The organism is Pseudoalteromonas sp. 68 DY56-GL68, from assembly GCF_041414825.1.
Taxonomy (GTDB): domain Bacteria; phylum Pseudomonadota; class Gammaproteobacteria; order Enterobacterales; family Alteromonadaceae; genus Pseudoalteromonas.
Genome location: NZ_JAOCZL010000002.1, coordinates 26,238 through 42,675 on the forward strand (window position 1 = coordinate 26,238; position 16,438 = coordinate 42,675).

15 protein-coding genes are annotated in these 16,438 nt (G+C 40.5%); 7 read left to right on the forward strand and 8 right to left on the reverse strand.

What is annotated here, in order from left to right; translation table 11 throughout:
- Positions 1-14 precede the first annotated feature (14 nt).
- Genes tssK through tagH form a run of 3 tightly spaced genes read right to left on the reverse strand, consistent with a single transcriptional unit; the run spans position 15 to position 3,121 of the window.
- A complete protein-coding gene (gene tssK / locus NYF15_RS00400) occupies positions 15-1,343 on the reverse strand; it encodes a type VI secretion system baseplate subunit TssK (protein WP_130151812.1) in 1,329 nt (442 codons plus the stop codon).
- Positions 1,344-1,358: 15 nt separating this feature from the next.
- Positions 1,359-1,814: a type VI secretion system lipoprotein TssJ gene (gene tssJ / locus NYF15_RS00405; protein ID WP_062567665.1), complete on the reverse strand. Its 456-nt coding sequence runs from the start codon at positions 1,812-1,814 to the stop codon at positions 1,359-1,361.
- A 17-nt stretch (positions 1,815-1,831) separates the two neighbouring features.
- On the reverse strand, positions 1,832-3,121 hold the full coding sequence (tagH, locus tag NYF15_RS00410; RefSeq protein WP_371352395.1) for a type VI secretion system-associated FHA domain protein TagH: 1,290 nt from the start codon (positions 3,119-3,121) through the stop codon (positions 1,832-1,834).
- A gap of 267 nt (positions 3,122-3,388) precedes the next feature.
- Between tagH and NYF15_RS00415 the strand changes: the two genes are divergently transcribed.
- Both NYF15_RS00415 and NYF15_RS00420 read left to right on the forward strand, forming a co-directional pair.
- Positions 3,389-5,350, forward strand: coding sequence for a serine/threonine-protein kinase (locus NYF15_RS00415; RefSeq protein ID WP_130151814.1), 1,962 nt, complete (start codon positions 3,389-3,391; stop codon positions 5,348-5,350).
- Positions 5,351-5,479: 129 nt separating this feature from the next.
- Complete coding sequence (locus NYF15_RS00420; protein WP_130151815.1) at positions 5,480-5,830, forward strand: PEGA domain-containing protein; 351 nt, start codon at positions 5,480-5,482, stop codon at positions 5,828-5,830.
- Between the two features lie 59 nt (positions 5,831-5,889).
- On the opposite strand, the gene NYF15_RS00425 is transcribed toward NYF15_RS00420, so the two are convergent.
- On the reverse strand, positions 5,890-6,249 hold the full coding sequence (locus NYF15_RS00425; protein WP_371352396.1) for a DUF1294 domain-containing protein: 360 nt from the start codon (positions 6,247-6,249) through the stop codon (positions 5,890-5,892).
- 49 nt (positions 6,250-6,298) lie between these two features.
- Between NYF15_RS00425 and NYF15_RS00430 the strand changes: the two genes are divergently transcribed.
- Positions 6,299-6,823, forward strand: coding sequence for a hypothetical protein (locus tag NYF15_RS00430; protein WP_371352397.1), 525 nt, complete (start codon positions 6,299-6,301; stop codon positions 6,821-6,823).
- A 55-nt stretch (positions 6,824-6,878) separates the two neighbouring features.
- On the opposite strand, the gene NYF15_RS00435 is transcribed toward NYF15_RS00430, so the two are convergent.
- Positions 6,879-7,421: a carboxymuconolactone decarboxylase family protein gene (locus NYF15_RS00435; protein ID WP_237119174.1), complete on the reverse strand. Its 543-nt coding sequence runs from the start codon at positions 7,419-7,421 to the stop codon at positions 6,879-6,881.
- Between the two features lie 101 nt (positions 7,422-7,522).
- Here NYF15_RS00435 and NYF15_RS00440 point away from each other — a divergent pair, with 101 nt between their 5' ends.
- Positions 7,523-8,104 carry a TetR/AcrR family transcriptional regulator gene (locus tag NYF15_RS00440; RefSeq protein ID WP_130151819.1) on the forward strand — a complete coding sequence of 194 codons (582 nt, stop codon included), beginning with the start codon at positions 7,523-7,525 and terminating at the stop codon, positions 8,102-8,104.
- A 41-nt stretch (positions 8,105-8,145) separates the two neighbouring features.
- On the opposite strand, the gene NYF15_RS00445 is transcribed toward NYF15_RS00440, so the two are convergent.
- Entirely contained in the window at positions 8,146-9,645 is a 1,500-nt protein-coding gene (locus NYF15_RS00445; RefSeq protein WP_130151820.1) for a DUF3360 family protein, read from the reverse strand.
- Between the two features lie 492 nt (positions 9,646-10,137).
- On the reverse strand, positions 10,138-12,261 hold the full coding sequence (locus NYF15_RS00450; RefSeq protein ID WP_371352398.1) for a methyl-accepting chemotaxis protein: 2,124 nt from the start codon (positions 12,259-12,261) through the stop codon (positions 10,138-10,140).
- Positions 12,262-12,523: 262 nt separating this feature from the next.
- On the opposite strand from NYF15_RS00450, the gene NYF15_RS00455 reads away from it, so the two are divergent.
- The gene (locus tag NYF15_RS00455) at positions 12,524-14,257 is read left to right on the forward strand and encodes a GMC oxidoreductase (RefSeq protein WP_371352399.1); all 1,734 of its coding nucleotides are present in this window, start codon (positions 12,524-12,526) and stop codon (positions 14,255-14,257) included.
- Between the two features lie 27 nt (positions 14,258-14,284).
- Here NYF15_RS00455 and NYF15_RS00460 read toward each other — a convergent pair whose 3' ends face one another.
- The gene (locus tag NYF15_RS00460) at positions 14,285-14,713 is read right to left on the reverse strand and encodes an organic hydroperoxide resistance protein (protein WP_054553604.1); all 429 of its coding nucleotides are present in this window, start codon (positions 14,711-14,713) and stop codon (positions 14,285-14,287) included.
- Between the two features lie 123 nt (positions 14,714-14,836).
- Between NYF15_RS00460 and NYF15_RS00465 the strand changes: the two genes are divergently transcribed.
- Entirely contained in the window at positions 14,837-15,268 is a 432-nt protein-coding gene (locus NYF15_RS00465; RefSeq protein ID WP_130151823.1) for a MarR family winged helix-turn-helix transcriptional regulator, read from the forward strand.
- A 93-nt stretch (positions 15,269-15,361) separates the two neighbouring features.
- Positions 15,362-16,375, forward strand: a complete 1,014-nt coding sequence (locus tag NYF15_RS00470) for a zinc-binding alcohol dehydrogenase family protein (RefSeq protein WP_371352400.1) — start codon at positions 15,362-15,364, stop codon at positions 16,373-16,375.
- Positions 16,376-16,438: the final 63 nt, after the last annotated feature.

Sequence of the window (16,438 nt, forward strand, 5' to 3'; positions counted from 1 at the left end):
GAAACTTCCCTCTGTTAGCTTCTAATAGCCCATAAAACCAAGTTAAGATCCGGATAGTTACCGGACAAGTGAATTGCAATCCCACCGCTTGATTTTAGCTTATTCCAATGTTCACTTTGTTTGTTCAGTTCAAAGTAATGATAGCCCGCATGATACGGAACCTGACGCGGTGCTGTTGGCAGACTATTAATCGAAATCCCTGGTATTTGGTTATTTACCAAGTCACGAATAGTCTCCACACTACCTATCTTAATTTGTGAAGGTAGTAGTTTACGTAATTCTTCATGCGGCACACTGGCTTTAACTGCAAGCACAAACTGAGACGAATCAAGAATACTTTTATCTTTTAAGGCACCAAAAGAAATACCAAACTTGCTTTGTTCAAGCTTAATTTCGGTTGCAGTTTGTTCAATAACTTGACTCAGAGATTGATACAAGAAGCTTACAACCTCAGAAAAGACAAACTGTAAATTTGCATGATCATACTTAGGCAAGACAGGTACACGCTTATTGGCCGCACTAAATGTCGCAAGTTCGCCAGCCATCTCAATTAAGCGCGTATAAAATGCTCTTGGATGAACATGAGAATGACTTAATAAGCTTTCAAAAACAGCGTCGTATTTGTTAAGTGTTTGAAGCATGATGAAATCAGCCACAGACGCACTGCCAGCATACCCTTGACATAATCTTCCAGAGATACTTTCAGCGCGCTGTTTTATCAAACTGCCAATCTCTCTTACAAGTCCAATTAACGGTTTACAATGAGTAACTTGCAAGCATGGCGGAACGTATTTAGAGTCAAGCTTAATCGCCCCCTCGTTCGTTACTTCACTAATACGTGCAAGGGGCAATGTTACATAACCGGCTGTATCATCAGACATTAACATTAGTTTGCTATGAAGCTGTGCCACCTGGATAACTTCTTGCGCTTGAGAGCCTAAGTTATCATCACTAATCGATAAATCGGCAATTCGGTATCGTGTAACTAGCTCATCTTCTTCAGTCGCTAAATTTATACCACTGCTTTTCAACGCTGGAACAGCTAAACATACAATTTCATTGTAGGTATTTTTTGGCACCACAAGCGGAGCAGGCAACTGCTCATTACTTGGCATGTTGATTGGACACAAATCAGAGGTAACAGCCGTTAGACTATCAACAGCGAACTGCCCTGTTACCAATAAGCCTGTGTCAATATCGATATCAACAACGCCCCACGAGTCAGCAACATTCGCTTCTATAATTTTCCTAATCGTGCTGAAGGTATGCTTGTCTGCTTGCTGGAAATGTTGGGGCCTTAAAAACATGCCCTCTGTCCATGCGACCCGCGTGTAATCACTCATTTTAATTCCTTTTAATCATCTCATGTAAGTCGCTAGCGACTCTACATTCACATCGATATCGTCATAACCTGTTGGATCTACTTCAATAACTGAACGCCAACGTGCTTTTTCAATATCTCTGTACGCCAATACAACACCAATGAATCGTGTGTTTCTATTTAAGCTCATTTTATACTCAAGCTTAGACCCTGGCTGTAACTCTAACTCATCCTTCTTTAGGAGGTCAGGTCCTAAAATTTCTTCTGGTGTATCATAAAGACTAAAAAAGTCTTGCGTATCAAAAATAGTTCGCGAACTAAGTTCAAACACTTTTAAAACTACAGGAGAAGGACGTCCTGAAATATCAGGGTTTACGTCAGCGGCAACATTAATATTTAGATCAGTTGACGGTGGTACAAATTTATTAACCGTTGAGCAGCCAACTAAAAAAACTAATAGAGCTCCAGCAAAAGTAAGTTTGGACTTTAACATGCTTTTATTCCCTTATATCACGCTTTACTGTGATTATTGTAAGCTCGCAAAAATTCTTCAGATAATGCTAATACACCTTTTGTTTCAACATCTTCAATAATTTCAGCGTGTAATTTTTGATATATATCCCAACTCGATGAGTCAGAATAAGTTGGTAAGTAATTTAAAATACTCTCTTTGTTACGCACTTGCTGCTTGATACCATCAGGAGATAATTGTTCTAATGCACCAGAAAGCGCGCCGGTGGCACCTGCTAACAGCCCTTTTTCATGAGCTTTGGTGTCGATAAAGCTCTCTTGAACGGCTTTATTTGCCTGTAAGTAGCTTGAACTTTTACGAATAAATAAGTTTTGAATAGCATCATCAAGCGTAGCAGAGAACTTCAAAGGGTTATTTTGTTCAACCTGAAATGTCGTGTGATTCAACTTGAGTTGATTTTTCAGTAATGAACGTTGACGAATTAAATCCATAGAGCCAACTAAAAAGTGTCTCAAGCTCTCGCCCATTTGTGCCCAAACACGTTCATCGTTTAATTCATTCGCAAGCTCACTATTCACTCCCAAGCCCTCTAAAAAAGCAGCAACTAAAGGCGAATCACCATTGCCAGTGACAGGTTTAGGTGCTTTAGCAGGTTGAGTAGCGCGAGGCTGAGCTGGCTTTTGTTGAACTTGCACAGGCGGTTCAGTAACAGGTGGACTAGCCAAATGTTGACTACTTTCACTTGCTACTTCATTACTTGAACCCATAAACGCTATTTCATCCCAGTCTTCAGGGATTGGTTGGCTTAATGGGCTACTGTTAACAGGCTCTGAAATAGGTGCTTGCGGTTGCTGGAAAGAAGGCGCAATCATCGCTTCATCCATGCCATTAGTAAATTCATTATTTAACGACGAATTAGCCACGTCATTATTCTGGTTATAGTTCTCTACTGACGGATTGGGCTGACTAAAGGCTGCAGCTGATTGATGTGAACTTTGCTTTTGAAGCTGATTAGACAACTTAGCTTCAATTTGAAAATCACCAATGGATAGTACGTCACCATCCGATAGCAAATGTTTATTTTCCTTACCCAGCGGTGAAACAGAATAGTTGATAAATAAACCATTCGTAGAGTAATCATAAACGTAGAAGCCATCTGCTTCTTTGACAACTTTACCGTGTTGACCAGAGATGACCTTTTCAGGATCAGGTAGATGCCAATCACATTGATCAGAGCGGCCAAAAGTTAATTCCTGTTCTACTATTTTTGTAGCCTCAATCTCAGGTGAAAGTCTATGATAGCTGGTAACATTTAAAACCACTTCCATTTGATTGTTAGTCCCATAAATCTAAACATTCTAATAGAATAAAATACTTCGTTAACCAAAGTCAACGCTGTCTAATATACAAAAAACCAATTTAATTATTTCATAAAACTAAACAATAGGCGTTCTATCTAATAAAAATAACTCAAAAATAGTTAAACAACATAGTTCCTTGTTTATTTATACTAGCTGAATGATTGCTTATTATTTTGTTTTTTGTAAAATACACACCAATCAAACAGGAATGTTGATTTCAAAAAAGGAATTTAAATGACGACCGATAACGATAAAACACGCATTGCTTCAATTGAAACTAAAGGCAAAAGCCAAAATTCAAATAAACTTCATCTTATTGGTAAGAAGTTAGCCCAACGATATCTAATTGAAGAGTTAATAGGCGAAGGTGGTATGGGCCACATATACCGTGCCCGCGACATTCACTTAGAAACAAGCACCCATCAAGATAACTTTGTAGCGATAAAAGTTTTACATGAAGAGCTTTGTGACTCAGAGGAAGCCATTTCGCTTCTAAAAGACGAAACAGTTAAAACTCGTTCTTTATCTCATCCAAATATTGTAAAAGTATTCTCTGCGTCTTCAGATGAATCACACCACTTTGTTGTTATGGAGTGGGTTGAAGGTGAAACATTAGAACAGCTAATAAAAAGAAATAAACCTAATGGACTCACTCAAAAGCGTGCTAAGCCTATTTTAAAACAGCTTATTGATGCATTGTCATACGCGCATGCAAAAGGGATCATTCACAATGACCTTAAACCATCTAATGTTATGTTTGACTCTCAGGGCAATCTAAAGATTTTAGATTTTGGGATTGCAAAAACCCATAGCCATGAAGATCTATATGCAGCACCTAGCCTAAATGATGACAAACCAACCAGTACTGGTTACACCCCGACCTATGCAAGTCCTGCACAGCTAAATGGTAAAGAAGCCACTAAGAAAGACGATATTTTCTCTTTAGGCTGTATCGCGTACGAGCTTTTAACAAGCAAACATCCTTATAACAGAAAAGCCTCTAACACAGTTAGCAAAGACACCACAGTTAAAAAACCAAGCAACTGTTCAGCCTTTCTCTGGGCAAAATTAAAAAGATGCTTACAACTTGATGAAGCCAAAAGAGCTGATTCTTTAGCCGAACTAAATAATGAACTAACTAAAAGCAGAGTTCCTTTACTTGCGCATGTTGCATGTTATTTCATTATTATTGCTGGTAGCTTTTTCTACATCAACTCGGTTAAAGAGCAGCAAACAACATTGGATGCTAACTTCAAGAACTCAGTTGCTAAAGTTGAACAGCTAGAGGCATGGATGACTTGGGGCGGCGATGAGTTACCTCAACGATTAGATGAAATACCTCCACAATATAATGTTTTAAAAGAAGGTCTTTTAAAAGTTCATCAAAACAAAATTGTTGGTAGGTTTGAGCAACGAGTCGACAACTTAGCTCGCACGTCACTTAATACAAAAGACTATGATAAAGCGATAGACATTTATAATGAGGCACGGGTGTATTACCCAGATTCACAATTATTAGCTAGCAAGCTTGATAGTCTACTAACAGAAAGACAATCTATTATCTCAGATTTAAGCTACCGCTTAGATGTGCTGCTTGCACAAGGGAGATATGATGAAGGTGGCGAAAATAGTATTGAAAACTTAATTAAGCAGCTTTCAATTATTGACCTAAATTACCAATATAAGCCAAGCGAAGAGTACGAAAATGTTTATAAATTAGCTGTAATGGATGCGATTGAAAACGACGACTTCGCGATGCAAAAAACACTGCTAAATGTTGGTGAACTCGCATTTAAAAATGCTGATAACCTTCAACCTCTGCTTATCGCACTTAGGAAGAAAGAATCAGCAATGACTGCGCTTATTAACTACAACGATAAAGTAAGTAACGGCCAATCAGCAAGCTACCCTTCTGAAGATGCGCTTATTTTTTATCATGAAAAACTAGAAGGCTTTAAAACTCGTTTAGCTGAAATAGAAGACTATAAAGAGCTAATGGAGTTCGATGAAGCATTTTCTAAACAAGCTGAGATTTTCCCAGAGACCTTTGAGCCAATCTTATTAATTAAAGATGAAATTGCGAGCAAATATATTTCTATGGCAAGTCAACTAATGAAACGCAAAATGTATAGAACCGCGGAAAAATTAGTCGAACGAAGTGAAGTAATAAGAAAAAGTTTAGAGAATACAATTTAGCGCTATTTATAAATTAGCCAAACGTCAAGGAAGACTCAATTTGCACATCTCACGTGCTGGTTTTCCTTGTTGTTACCTTTAATTTTAGTCTATGCAGTCAACGTCAATACAACAGAATATGGAGTAGTTATGAAAAAGTTAAGTACGTTATGTGTCATGTTATTTTTAACAGGTTGTTCGACAACCTCTACCGAAGTTGCTCCTGAACCCGAGCCTGTAGTAGAGCCAGTGGCGACAGCCGTTGTAGCAGAAGAGACAGCAACCTCTTTAACTGTTATCACAACACCTGACGATGCGCGTGTGCGTATTATGAATATTAAGCCTGTTTACCAAGACGGTATTGAGCTTGATGAAGGTAAATACGATATTGAGGTAAGCAAACCTGGCTACTTAACTTATCGTAAATGGGTCGAAGTAAATAAAAAGACTGTATTAACTGTTGAGCTTGATAGCGTCCCAGCAACTGAATCAGCACAATAACGTATCGTTACTTTTTAACAACCATAAAGGAAAGCTCAGCTTTCCTTTTTTATGCCCTACTACATATATTGCAAATAATACAACAATGATGAAGCACATCCATTTGCAATAATTGTGAGCCAAAGCACAAAGATAAAACGGCGCTTTTTAGATTTATGCCTTAACCATTGCTGAGCAAGTAATGAGCCTGGCCAACCACCGAAAACACCTAAAATATGCAAGGTACGCTCAGGGACTCTAATCACATTCTCACCGTGTTCAACTGCTAAACGTTTATCCCAGCCATACACCAAAAAGGTTATTAGACTTACTCCCGAGTAAATACCAGCAATCAAGTAAGATAGATTTAGCTGCCAAGATACAACCCATAAAAATAGTAAAAAACAAACGGCAAAAAACGTTAGTGCTTTCTTAATCAAAGAATTATCACCTATACTAGACAAAATTATAACTAAACGAGGCATTATTATGGCACATCTAAAATCGCTTTTACTATCAATGTGCTTGTGTACTTTTTCGGTATTTTCGGCAGAGCCGCAGCTATCAGAACATTTGCAAGTTTTTAAACCTTATTTAGGCACATGGCAAGCTGACTTTGATGTTGCACAAGGTAAGCCAGCTGTACAGGATGTAAGTACATGGCAACGCGCACTCAACGGTATGGCAATAAAAACCATTCATTCAATAAATGAAGGTGAATATGGCGGCGAGTCGATGATTTTCTGGGATAATAACAAGCAGTCTCTGGTATTTTATTATTTCACGACCGCAGGGTTTTACACAAAAGGAACGATGAACGTCCTCAGTCCTACTCAATTTGTTGCTTACGAAAATGTGAATGGCAGTCAAGAAGGTATCACGAAAGTAAAATCGACGAGTGAGTATAAAGATAACAGCTTTATTGTTTCAACGTCATACTTAAAGAAAGGTCAATGGACAAAACCTGAAAAGCGTATCTATACCCGAAGTAATAAAGAGGTGAAGTTTAAATAATCACTCAGTTTGAGCACGGTCTAAGCGAGTAAACCTAAGCCGTGCTCAGTAAACGCTATTTTGCAAACTTTTTAAAAGGTTCATCAATCTCAGTGTTAGCAAGATGGTTGGTATAGTTACTCATCACTTTTTGCGATAAGCCTAATACAATTTCTAATAACTGCTGATTCGAATAACCCGCATCAAAAAAAGCGTCTAGTTGCTCTTTATCAATAACTCCTCGATTTCGCGTCATCGCTAATGTAGTACCACGAAGGATCTCGAGCTTAGCACTCGCCAAAGGGGTTTTATTAACAAGCGCATCCACAATTGCTTGATCAACTTTCATACTTGCCGCTATTGCACTATGTGCTGGCACACAATAATGACAATCATGTTCTACATTAATCGTCTGCCATACAACCGTTAGTTCCTCAGCGGTGAATGATGTTTTTTGGAATAGCTCATGCAACACTTGATATCCCTCAAGTAATGTTGGTGCTTCAGCCATTACAGCATGCAAGTTAGGGATCATCCCAAACGCAGAAACTGAATTATCTAGAAGTGACTTAGCCTCTTCTGGAGCGGTGTCTTTAGTATGTAACGTAAAGTTTGACATGTGTTCTCCTTAGTCTTTTTTAAATTATGAGTGCATAGCCTAGTTGTTTTTGAGCACTCGCTCAAGTTAAAATTGAACAGGTGCTCAAATTGGTGTAAAAGATGGTAAATAAAGTTAAGTTCGACCGAGAAAAGGTAATAAATAAGGCGGGGATTCTATTTTGGCAAAAAGGCTTTTCGGCCACCTCAACGCGGGATTTACAAACCACTGTTGATATGCGCCCAGGGAGTATTTATGCTGCCTTTGGCTCAAAAGAAGGCTTATATAGTGAAGCACTTAAGGACTACGCTGAACAACTTAAAACATTACTTGCCAAGCACTTATCAAGTAGTGATAGCATACTTGAAGGGTTGCACTCTTTTGTTCAGGCTGTATTGAATGATTCAGAACCCGGTTGTGAAATATGTATGTTAATTAAAGCAAATGCTGAATTTGACCACTCACAACCACTACTTAAAAACTTAACGAATGATCTACTGCAACAGTTTGAATGTTACTTAACACATATTTTTGACACTGCGCAAAAACAAAACGAACTAGCAACAAACCATGCACCGCTAGAATATGCGCGCTTGTTCCAAATCCAATTTACAGGCCTTAGAAGCTACATGCACAGACCTCACTCACACACGATAAGCAATGAATTAGTGAACATGATGTTTAAATTAATTAAAGATTTTTAACTAAGCAAGTTAGGGCAAGACACTCGCCTTGCCCTTAAAAATTAATGTCTAAAATCAGCCATTAACGCTGGAATACCTGGCAGCATACCCACAATAGCCATCACTCCAGTTAAAATGACGAACATTACCAGTGGAATAATCCAACGACTCATTGGAGTCAACTCAGAGCTACGTTCTTTACAGCCAATCAAACCCAAGTTATCCAATAACATAGTCAGTGACCAACCAAACGCAGGGTTCACTAAAGCAGAAGAAAACACCACAATTGCTGCTGACTGGGTGGTTTTGCCTTCTCGCGTCATTTCCATACCAGCTTCAAGTAATGGAATAAATACCCCGACAATAAGTGCAACACATAATACCGGTTGCCAAATTGCTAAATCCATTGGGTATCCCCAAATACCTGCGATGATGCAAAATAAAGCCGTCAACACCGCACCGGCTGGTATCGGTCGCTTCGCGATGGCTGCTGGCACAATGTAAGTTCCCCATGACGAGGTAAAGTTTGAACCACCTAACAACGAACCAAAGGTTTGACGAATTGAGGCGCTAAACATTGTATCGTCTATATTCATTTGTACCTTTTCGGTGCGCTCAGGGTAACTGATTTTTTGAAACACCTGATGCCCCAAAAAGTCAGGTGACCACATCGCAACCGCCAGCACCGCGAATGGCAATACCACTACAAAGCTCTCAAGTGTTGGTAAACCTAGCATCCAACCGGTATTTTCACCCCACCAATACATCGGGTTCATATTAGGCAACCCTGGGGCTGTTTTAAATTCAAACGGAGCACCCAGTAAAAAGGCGATTAAACCACCCAACAAACAACTTAACGGTACGGCTAACCAACGCTTTTTGTAATGTTCAAGCAGTGCATACAAAACAATAGTCGATAAAATCACAATAAAGGCAATGTGAGTCATATCGATGCCCTCAGCCCATGCAAACAGCTTTTTAACCTGTGAAATTGTACCGATAAAGCCTAGGTAAAGCAGTAATCCCCCACACACACCACGGCTTGTTAAGCCCGCCAGTAAACTGCCTCCTTTACTGAGTGCGAGCAATAAACCAAATGCCCCGATCAGTAATCCAAACGCCATAGGATGCCCTCCCGCAGCAACCACAATAGGTATTAAAGGGATCAGCGGCCCATGCGTACCAGCCAAGTTTGCTGTAGGTAAAAAGAATCCTGAAAACAATAAGATAAATATAGAAACAATTAATAGCTCGTAGCGAACGTTTTCTAAAATAAATGCTTCGCCAAGGCCAAGCGGAGCTGCAAATGTGGCAGCAATTGCCCCCACCATCACCACTTTACCAATAGTACCTGCCATCGCAGGGATTGAATCTTCTAACTCAAAACGATAATCCCGAAAGGGTAAGTTTGGTCGCCAACGCTTAGGTTGCATGATTTGCAGTTCATTCTCGAGGTATTCATCGCGGCTTGAAAATTCGCTGCTAGGTTTGTGGAGTGCTTTATAGCTTTGCTGGTCGAGCTCAGCAGGCGCAGTTGATGCTTGATGCTGCGTCTTATTCATGACTTCTCCTACTACTTAATCTTGAAAATTGTGTGAGTCTTTATTCTGCATTTAGGGTAAAGCAGCAAGGTATAAAACACGATTAGGCAAAAGGTAGGGTATGAATTTGTAAAAAAGGCAGTTTTAAAATGTAGAACATTAAGAAAGAAAAGTTAAACCAATGAAATAAAAGAGCTTTTTAATATATAATTTATAAAAAGACAGATAAACAATAAGTTACAGTTTACTTTTAAAGCACATTAACTATTAGTCTAATAAATTGTATGAATAGCAAACAGTGACGTTATTAGGTCGGAGAAAACAAGCGTCACGCTTGCCTGGCGCGCGAAACAAGTTTCACGCCTACGTCCAAGGTTTTAACTTTTTGTGATGGTTAATTATTCATGACTAAAGTCATTCCTACGAGAAATAAGAAATGAGGTACGAGTTCGTAAGAGCGATTTTACATCGCGCTTTATCTCGAACTCGTATCTCGCAACTAGCTCCTTAGAGCTATTTCGTCTTCAACTTATTCAATTCATCATCTTGCTGTGCAACGAGTGCATTAAGCGTTTGACTACCATCTCCAGCTTGTGTTGATAGCTCGGCTAATTGCGATGCAGCATCCGAAATTAACGTAAGGTTACGGTTAATTTCTTCTGTGACTGAGCTTTGCTCTTCTGCTGCCGTTGCTATATGGGTAATTTGTTGTGTAATTTCATCAACTTTTACCACAACTTCATGCAGCGCATCAAAAGCAACCGAGGTTTCATCCACCGCAGTTTGAGCTCTCACAACCCCTTGCTCAATAACTTTAGAGGCATTGCCCACTTCAAGCTGCAAGCTGTCGATTAGACCACTGATATCATCCGTTGAAGCTCGTGTTTTAGATGCAAGCGCCCTCACTTCATCGGCAACCACAGCAAAACCACGGCCTTGCTCCCCTGCCCTTGCCGCTTCAATAGCTGCATTAAGCGCAAGCAAGTTAGTTTGCTCTGCAATTGTTCTGATCACGTCTAGAATTTGTGTAATGTCGTTACTTCGCGCCGCTACTTTTTCAACAGCTTGATTAGCTTCTTTTATCTCGCTCGACATTGTTTTAACTTGTGTCACCGCAGACGATAAGCTTGACTCACTGCTGACCACTAACCCGTTAATTTCATCAGCTTGTTGAGCTGACTGCTCCGAAGCTCTCGCTACTTCCAGTGCAGTCGCGCTCATCTCATTCATTGCAGTTACGACGCTCTCAATTTCTTGGAACTGAGCTTGAACATTATGTTTGGTATCAACGGCCACACTGGTTGCAAGCTCTGCCTGTTGCTTTGTTTGAGTTGATACGTTTTTTAGCTCGCTAATCAGTATTCGTAGTTTGGTAAGAAACGCATTAAAACCTGTAGCCAATGCAATAAGCTCTTCGTGGGTCTCGACATGCAAAGTTTGCGTTAAGTCACCTTCAGCACTGGCAAGATTATCGACCCGTTGTTGAATTTGTTGCAGTGGCGCAACAATCGTTCTTATCACTAACAGCATAATCAAAAATGCGGCACCAGCAATGATTAGTCCTGTAACCAGTATTAAACCGCCTAACGTATTTGCATTTTCACTCATCGTATTAGCAAGTGCTTGCGGGCCTTCAAGAGCAAGCTCTGCTGGCACTTCTATTAATAAATTCCACTGTGTGTTTGCAAGCTTAATGGTGATTGGATAATTAACCAAATACTCTGCGCCCACCTTAAAAATACCACTTTGCTTTTTTAACTTATTGTAGTTTTCAAGCATATTTTTGGGCACAGCTTCTTTTAAAGGTCTGCCAAGCTTGTCTTTGTAATGACTACTGCCAACGACTAAATCAAGGGAGCTTAATAAAGTAACCCGGGCTTTACCGTTATACAGCTCTTTTGACAACTTTTCGGTCATTTTTTGGAAAACAGGAAGGGTTAAATCAACACCTGCAACGCCTATAAACTTTTCACCTCTCAGAATTGGAACAGTTAGAGAAGTCATCATTTCTGAGTACCCAGGCGAAATTTCGTAAAGGTACGGCTCCATAATGCAAGGGACTTTCGTATCTTTCACACACAGGTACCATTCAGCCTCCCGTTGACCAAATTCATTGAGTGTGTCTACGTATTTTTCTTCTACCTCTTCAACAACTTGCTGCTCAATAGCACCATCACGATTACGGGTAAAATAAATTTCAAGCGTCCCCGCCCCTGCAACTGAGTGATCATAACCGCTGACAAAGTTTGCATCGCGGTTGTCAAACCCATTGCGCTCAAATTGAGTATAAATAGACGACAGTAAGGTGTTTTTTTCAAGCAATGAGCGGTTTAACTCCACAACAGCTTCACGCGTTAGAGTACTTGCAGCTTTTTCATCACCCAACATCGCAGCATAAGAGTATGGCACACGATACGCTTCGTTAATAAACCCAGCAACTTGTTCACCATAGGCTGCTGCATTAGAGGCGAGTTTGTCTTCAACCTCAGCAACAATCAGCTTTTCTGATTGCGCAGATAACTGTTGGTTACTGCTTGATAACTGCCACCATAAAACACTCGATAGAACAAACACAGTAATGAAAATACTGCCTACGGTAAGCCATAATAATTTCTTTGCTAATGCTAACTGCCGCATCGATTTTTCCCATTTTTATTGTTGGTTTGCTAATAGTTTAGACCATTTGCATGACAACAGAGGGACGAATAGAAAAAAAGTATGAATTTAAGGGCCATCAGTCCATGAAAATTGCTTTACTCTGTTTCTGCCGAAACGTCTTAGCACAATTAATTAACTATATTTAGATGGTTATTTAATTTTTTCAAATTACGTTCTATCTTTTATCCAGAAACGTTCTAAGTTATAAGCACATAATAATAAACACCAACAGGTGATAATAATGCAGCAACACACATTTGATTTTGACCAAATTATTATAGGCTCTGGATTTGGTGGCTCTGTGAGTGCGCTTCGCCTAAGCGAAAAAGGCAACCGGGTTTTAGTACTCGAAAAAGGCCTACGGCGCGACGATAAAGCGTTTCCAAAGACCAACCTAGATATCAAAAACTATATGTGGCAGCCAGAAATTGGCCTAAAAGGCTGCATTCAATTTTCGTTTACCAGCAAAGTCACTGTGCTGCATGGTGTGGGTGTGGGTGGTGGCTCACAAATTTATGCCAATGTGCACCTTATTCCTGATGATGAAGTATTTCAATCTCCAGCGTGGACACTAATAAAATCAGACTGGAAAGAAAGCCTAATGCCCTACTATGGCCTTGCACAGCGCATGTTAGGCAGTGCCAAAAATACCTATACCAATGTTGCCGATCACACACTAAAAGAGATTGCAGAGCAGATGGGTCAAGGTGACTCGTTCAAAACCGTGAACACCGGGGTGCTTTTTGCAAAACCAGGCGAAGCCTATAACAAAGAGCTACCCGACCCATACTTTAATGGTGATGGTCCAAGGCGAAATACCTGCCATTACTGTGGTAGCTGCATGATTGGTTGTCGCCATAATGCCAAAAACACCTTGATGAAAAACTATCTGTACTTTGCCGAGCGCAATGGCGTAGAGATAAGACCCAGCTCTGAAGTAATCAAAATCACCCCGATTAATGCAGATGGCAGCGCCGGATACAAAATTAAGATTAAAGATACCAGTCATCGCAATAGCCATGTTTATACGCTAACAACACGTGGCGTTGTGCTAAGCGCTGGAGTCATGGGCACCGTGCCTTTGCTTTTAAAAATGCGTGATAAAGACAAAACATTGCCCAATATTTCAGCTTGGCTTGGTCAGCAAATTCGCACTAATTCAGAAACTCTCACCACCGCAAACAACACTACTAAAAAAGTTGATGATGGCGTTGCGATCAGTTCATTTATTTCGGTCGATAAAGACACTAACATTGAAATTTGCCGCTTTAGAGAAGGCGCCGATGGCACATGGCTATATTTACCTTATGTTCCTATGGTGACTGGAAAAGGCCTCAAGCGTATTGCTAAATTTTTAGTGAATACACTGCGTCATCCAATAAAAACAGCCAAAGTATTGCGGCCAAAAGGCAAAGCCCGCAGCTCAATTCTATTTTTGGTGATGCAAAAATCTGAGGCGTTTATTCACCTTGAATGGCGACGTAAATGGTATCGATTATTTAAAAATGGCATTACTGCGGTGCAAAAAGACAATGACACGCCGCTTAGTGTTAGTTTTCCAAAAGCAGAAGAAGCAACCAAACTCTACGCCGAGAAACTCGGTGGCGTGCCAGGCTCAGCCTTATCTGAAGTGCTCTTTGGTGCCCCGATGACAGCGCATATAATGAGTGGAGTCGCCATGGGCACTGATGCTTCTAACGGCGTTGTTGATAGCTCAGGAGAAGTGTTCGGCTATCAAAACCTACGTGTTATTGACGGCTCAATCATACCGGGTAATTTAGGGGTAAACCCATCATTAACCATTACCGCCTTGTCGGAATACGCGATGAGCCAAATACCGGTATTCGATGCAGCCCGAGCAAGCCAAATTAAACCAATACAATTTAGTGAACCACGCGAAGGCCTAGTATCAGCGCTGACTGGTTCAGGTGATTTAGCAAAATCGATTGCTGAAAAGCAAAAAAGCCGCGCATAAAGCACGGCCTATTTTGGTATAGAGCTATTAGATCACTGATAATTCGACAGCAATATTACCGCGCGTTGCATTTGAGTATGGGCATACTTCGTGCGCTTTATTAACCAGTGCAAGAGCGGTGTCTTTATCAAGATCACCCACCGATACCGCAAGCTTAACAGCGATACCAAAACCACCTTCGATAGGACCAATTGATACTTCAGAGTTAATGTGAGTATCAGCTGGTAATTTAATTTTTGCTTGGCCAGCAACTAACTTTAATGCGCCGATAAAACAAGCCGCGTAACCTGCTGCAAATAACTGCTCAGGGTTTGTACCTTGACCATCATCACCACCTAACCCTTTTGGTGTTGATAGTGCCACATCTAAACGACCATCATCTGATTTTGCTGTGCCTTCACGACCACCTGTTGCTGTTGCTTTTGCTGTGTATGCGACGCTTTGTAGTTCTTTCATGTTTACTCTCCTAATTGAGTGAAAATATATTTTGCACGCAAAATATATTAGATCAGCTTTTTCGGGATTGCAAATACTTTGTATGCAAATTAAAATACTCGTGTTGAATTTTGAGGATCGAGTATGAAATACCCACAACTAAAATTAGATAACCAGCTATGCCACCGCTTATATATGGCATCGAATGGGATTGCCCGTGCGTATCGAGATTCTCTCAATCAATTAGATTTAACCTACCCGCAATACGTCGTAATGATGGCGCTGTGGGAAAAAGATCAGATCAGCATTGCTGAATTACTTGAAAAAACCGCCATTGATGGTGGTGCGATGACACAAATTTTGAAAAAAATGAGCGATAAAGCATTGTTGTCGATCACTAAAGATAGCCAAGATAAACGCAAACGACTGGTGCAGCTCGAAGCCAAAGGCAAGGCGATGCAAGATCAAGCCGCTGAGATACCGTCGCAAATTCGTTGTCGCTTCCCAAGCATTAACGAGCAACAAGCCTTGCAACTGATCGAGTTACTCGATTTAGTAAATAGTGACCTCAATTAACAAAAATTATTTGAAAGTGAATTTGGATTACACCTCTTTTTAATATAATTCTATACGCTATAGTGTTTAAAACTCATCAATACGGACACCATCATGAAAGCATTTGGATACACTACAGCAACCCCAACGTTGTCGGACTCATCATTACAAGCGATTGAATTACCAGATCCCGTTACGACAGGTCACGACATTCTTGTCGCCGTAGAAGCAATTTCAGTTAACCCCGTTGATACTAAAATTCGCGCTAATGTGTCACCAGACACTGGTTACAAAGTTATTGGCTGGGACGCTGTGGGAACAGTTAAAGCTGTTGGCGACAACGTATCGTTATTTAATGTCGGTGATCGTGTGTTTTATGCTGGCGACTTAACGCGCCAAGGCAGTAACGCTGAGCTGCAACTTGTTGATGAACGCATTGTCGGTCTTGCACCAACAAGCCTGAGTAATAGTGAAGCAGCCGCCCTGCCATTAACCAGTATCACGGCATGGGAGTTATTGTTCGACCGCTTACAGATTGAAAAATCTAAAAACAATAAACCAGCCTCTGTATTAGTGATAGGTGCCGCAGGCGGTGTAGGCTCAATTTTAGTGCAACTTGCCAAACAGCTTACCAATTTAACCGTTGTTGGTACCGCTGCACGAGAAGAAAGCGCCAACTGGCTTAAAGATTTAGGTGTTGATCATGTGCTTGATCATAGCAAAAACCTTAACGAGCAACGTCTTGCGGCCGACCTGAATGAATTTGATTACGTAGTGAGCTTAACGCACACCGACCAACACCTTGATAGCATTATGGAAGTGATCAAGCCACAAGGTAAATTAGCACTGATCGACGACCCTGCAAGCTTTGATATTTTAAAGTTAAAGCGTAAAAGTATTTCGTTGCATTGGGAGTTTATGTATACCCGCTCAATGTTCCAAACCGATGATATGATTGCCCAGCATCAGCTTCTTTCAGAGCTTGCTAGCTTAGTTGATAAAGGCACAATCAAAACAACATTGGGTGAGCATTTAGGTAAGATAAACGTAGCAAACCTTGTTAAAGCCCATGGGATATTAGAGTCTCATAAAGCTCGCGGAAAGCTTGTTTTGGAAGGATTTGAGTGACGAGCATATAGGCGTCACGCTTGCTTGGCGCGCGAAACAAGTTTCACGCCTACGTCCAAGGGT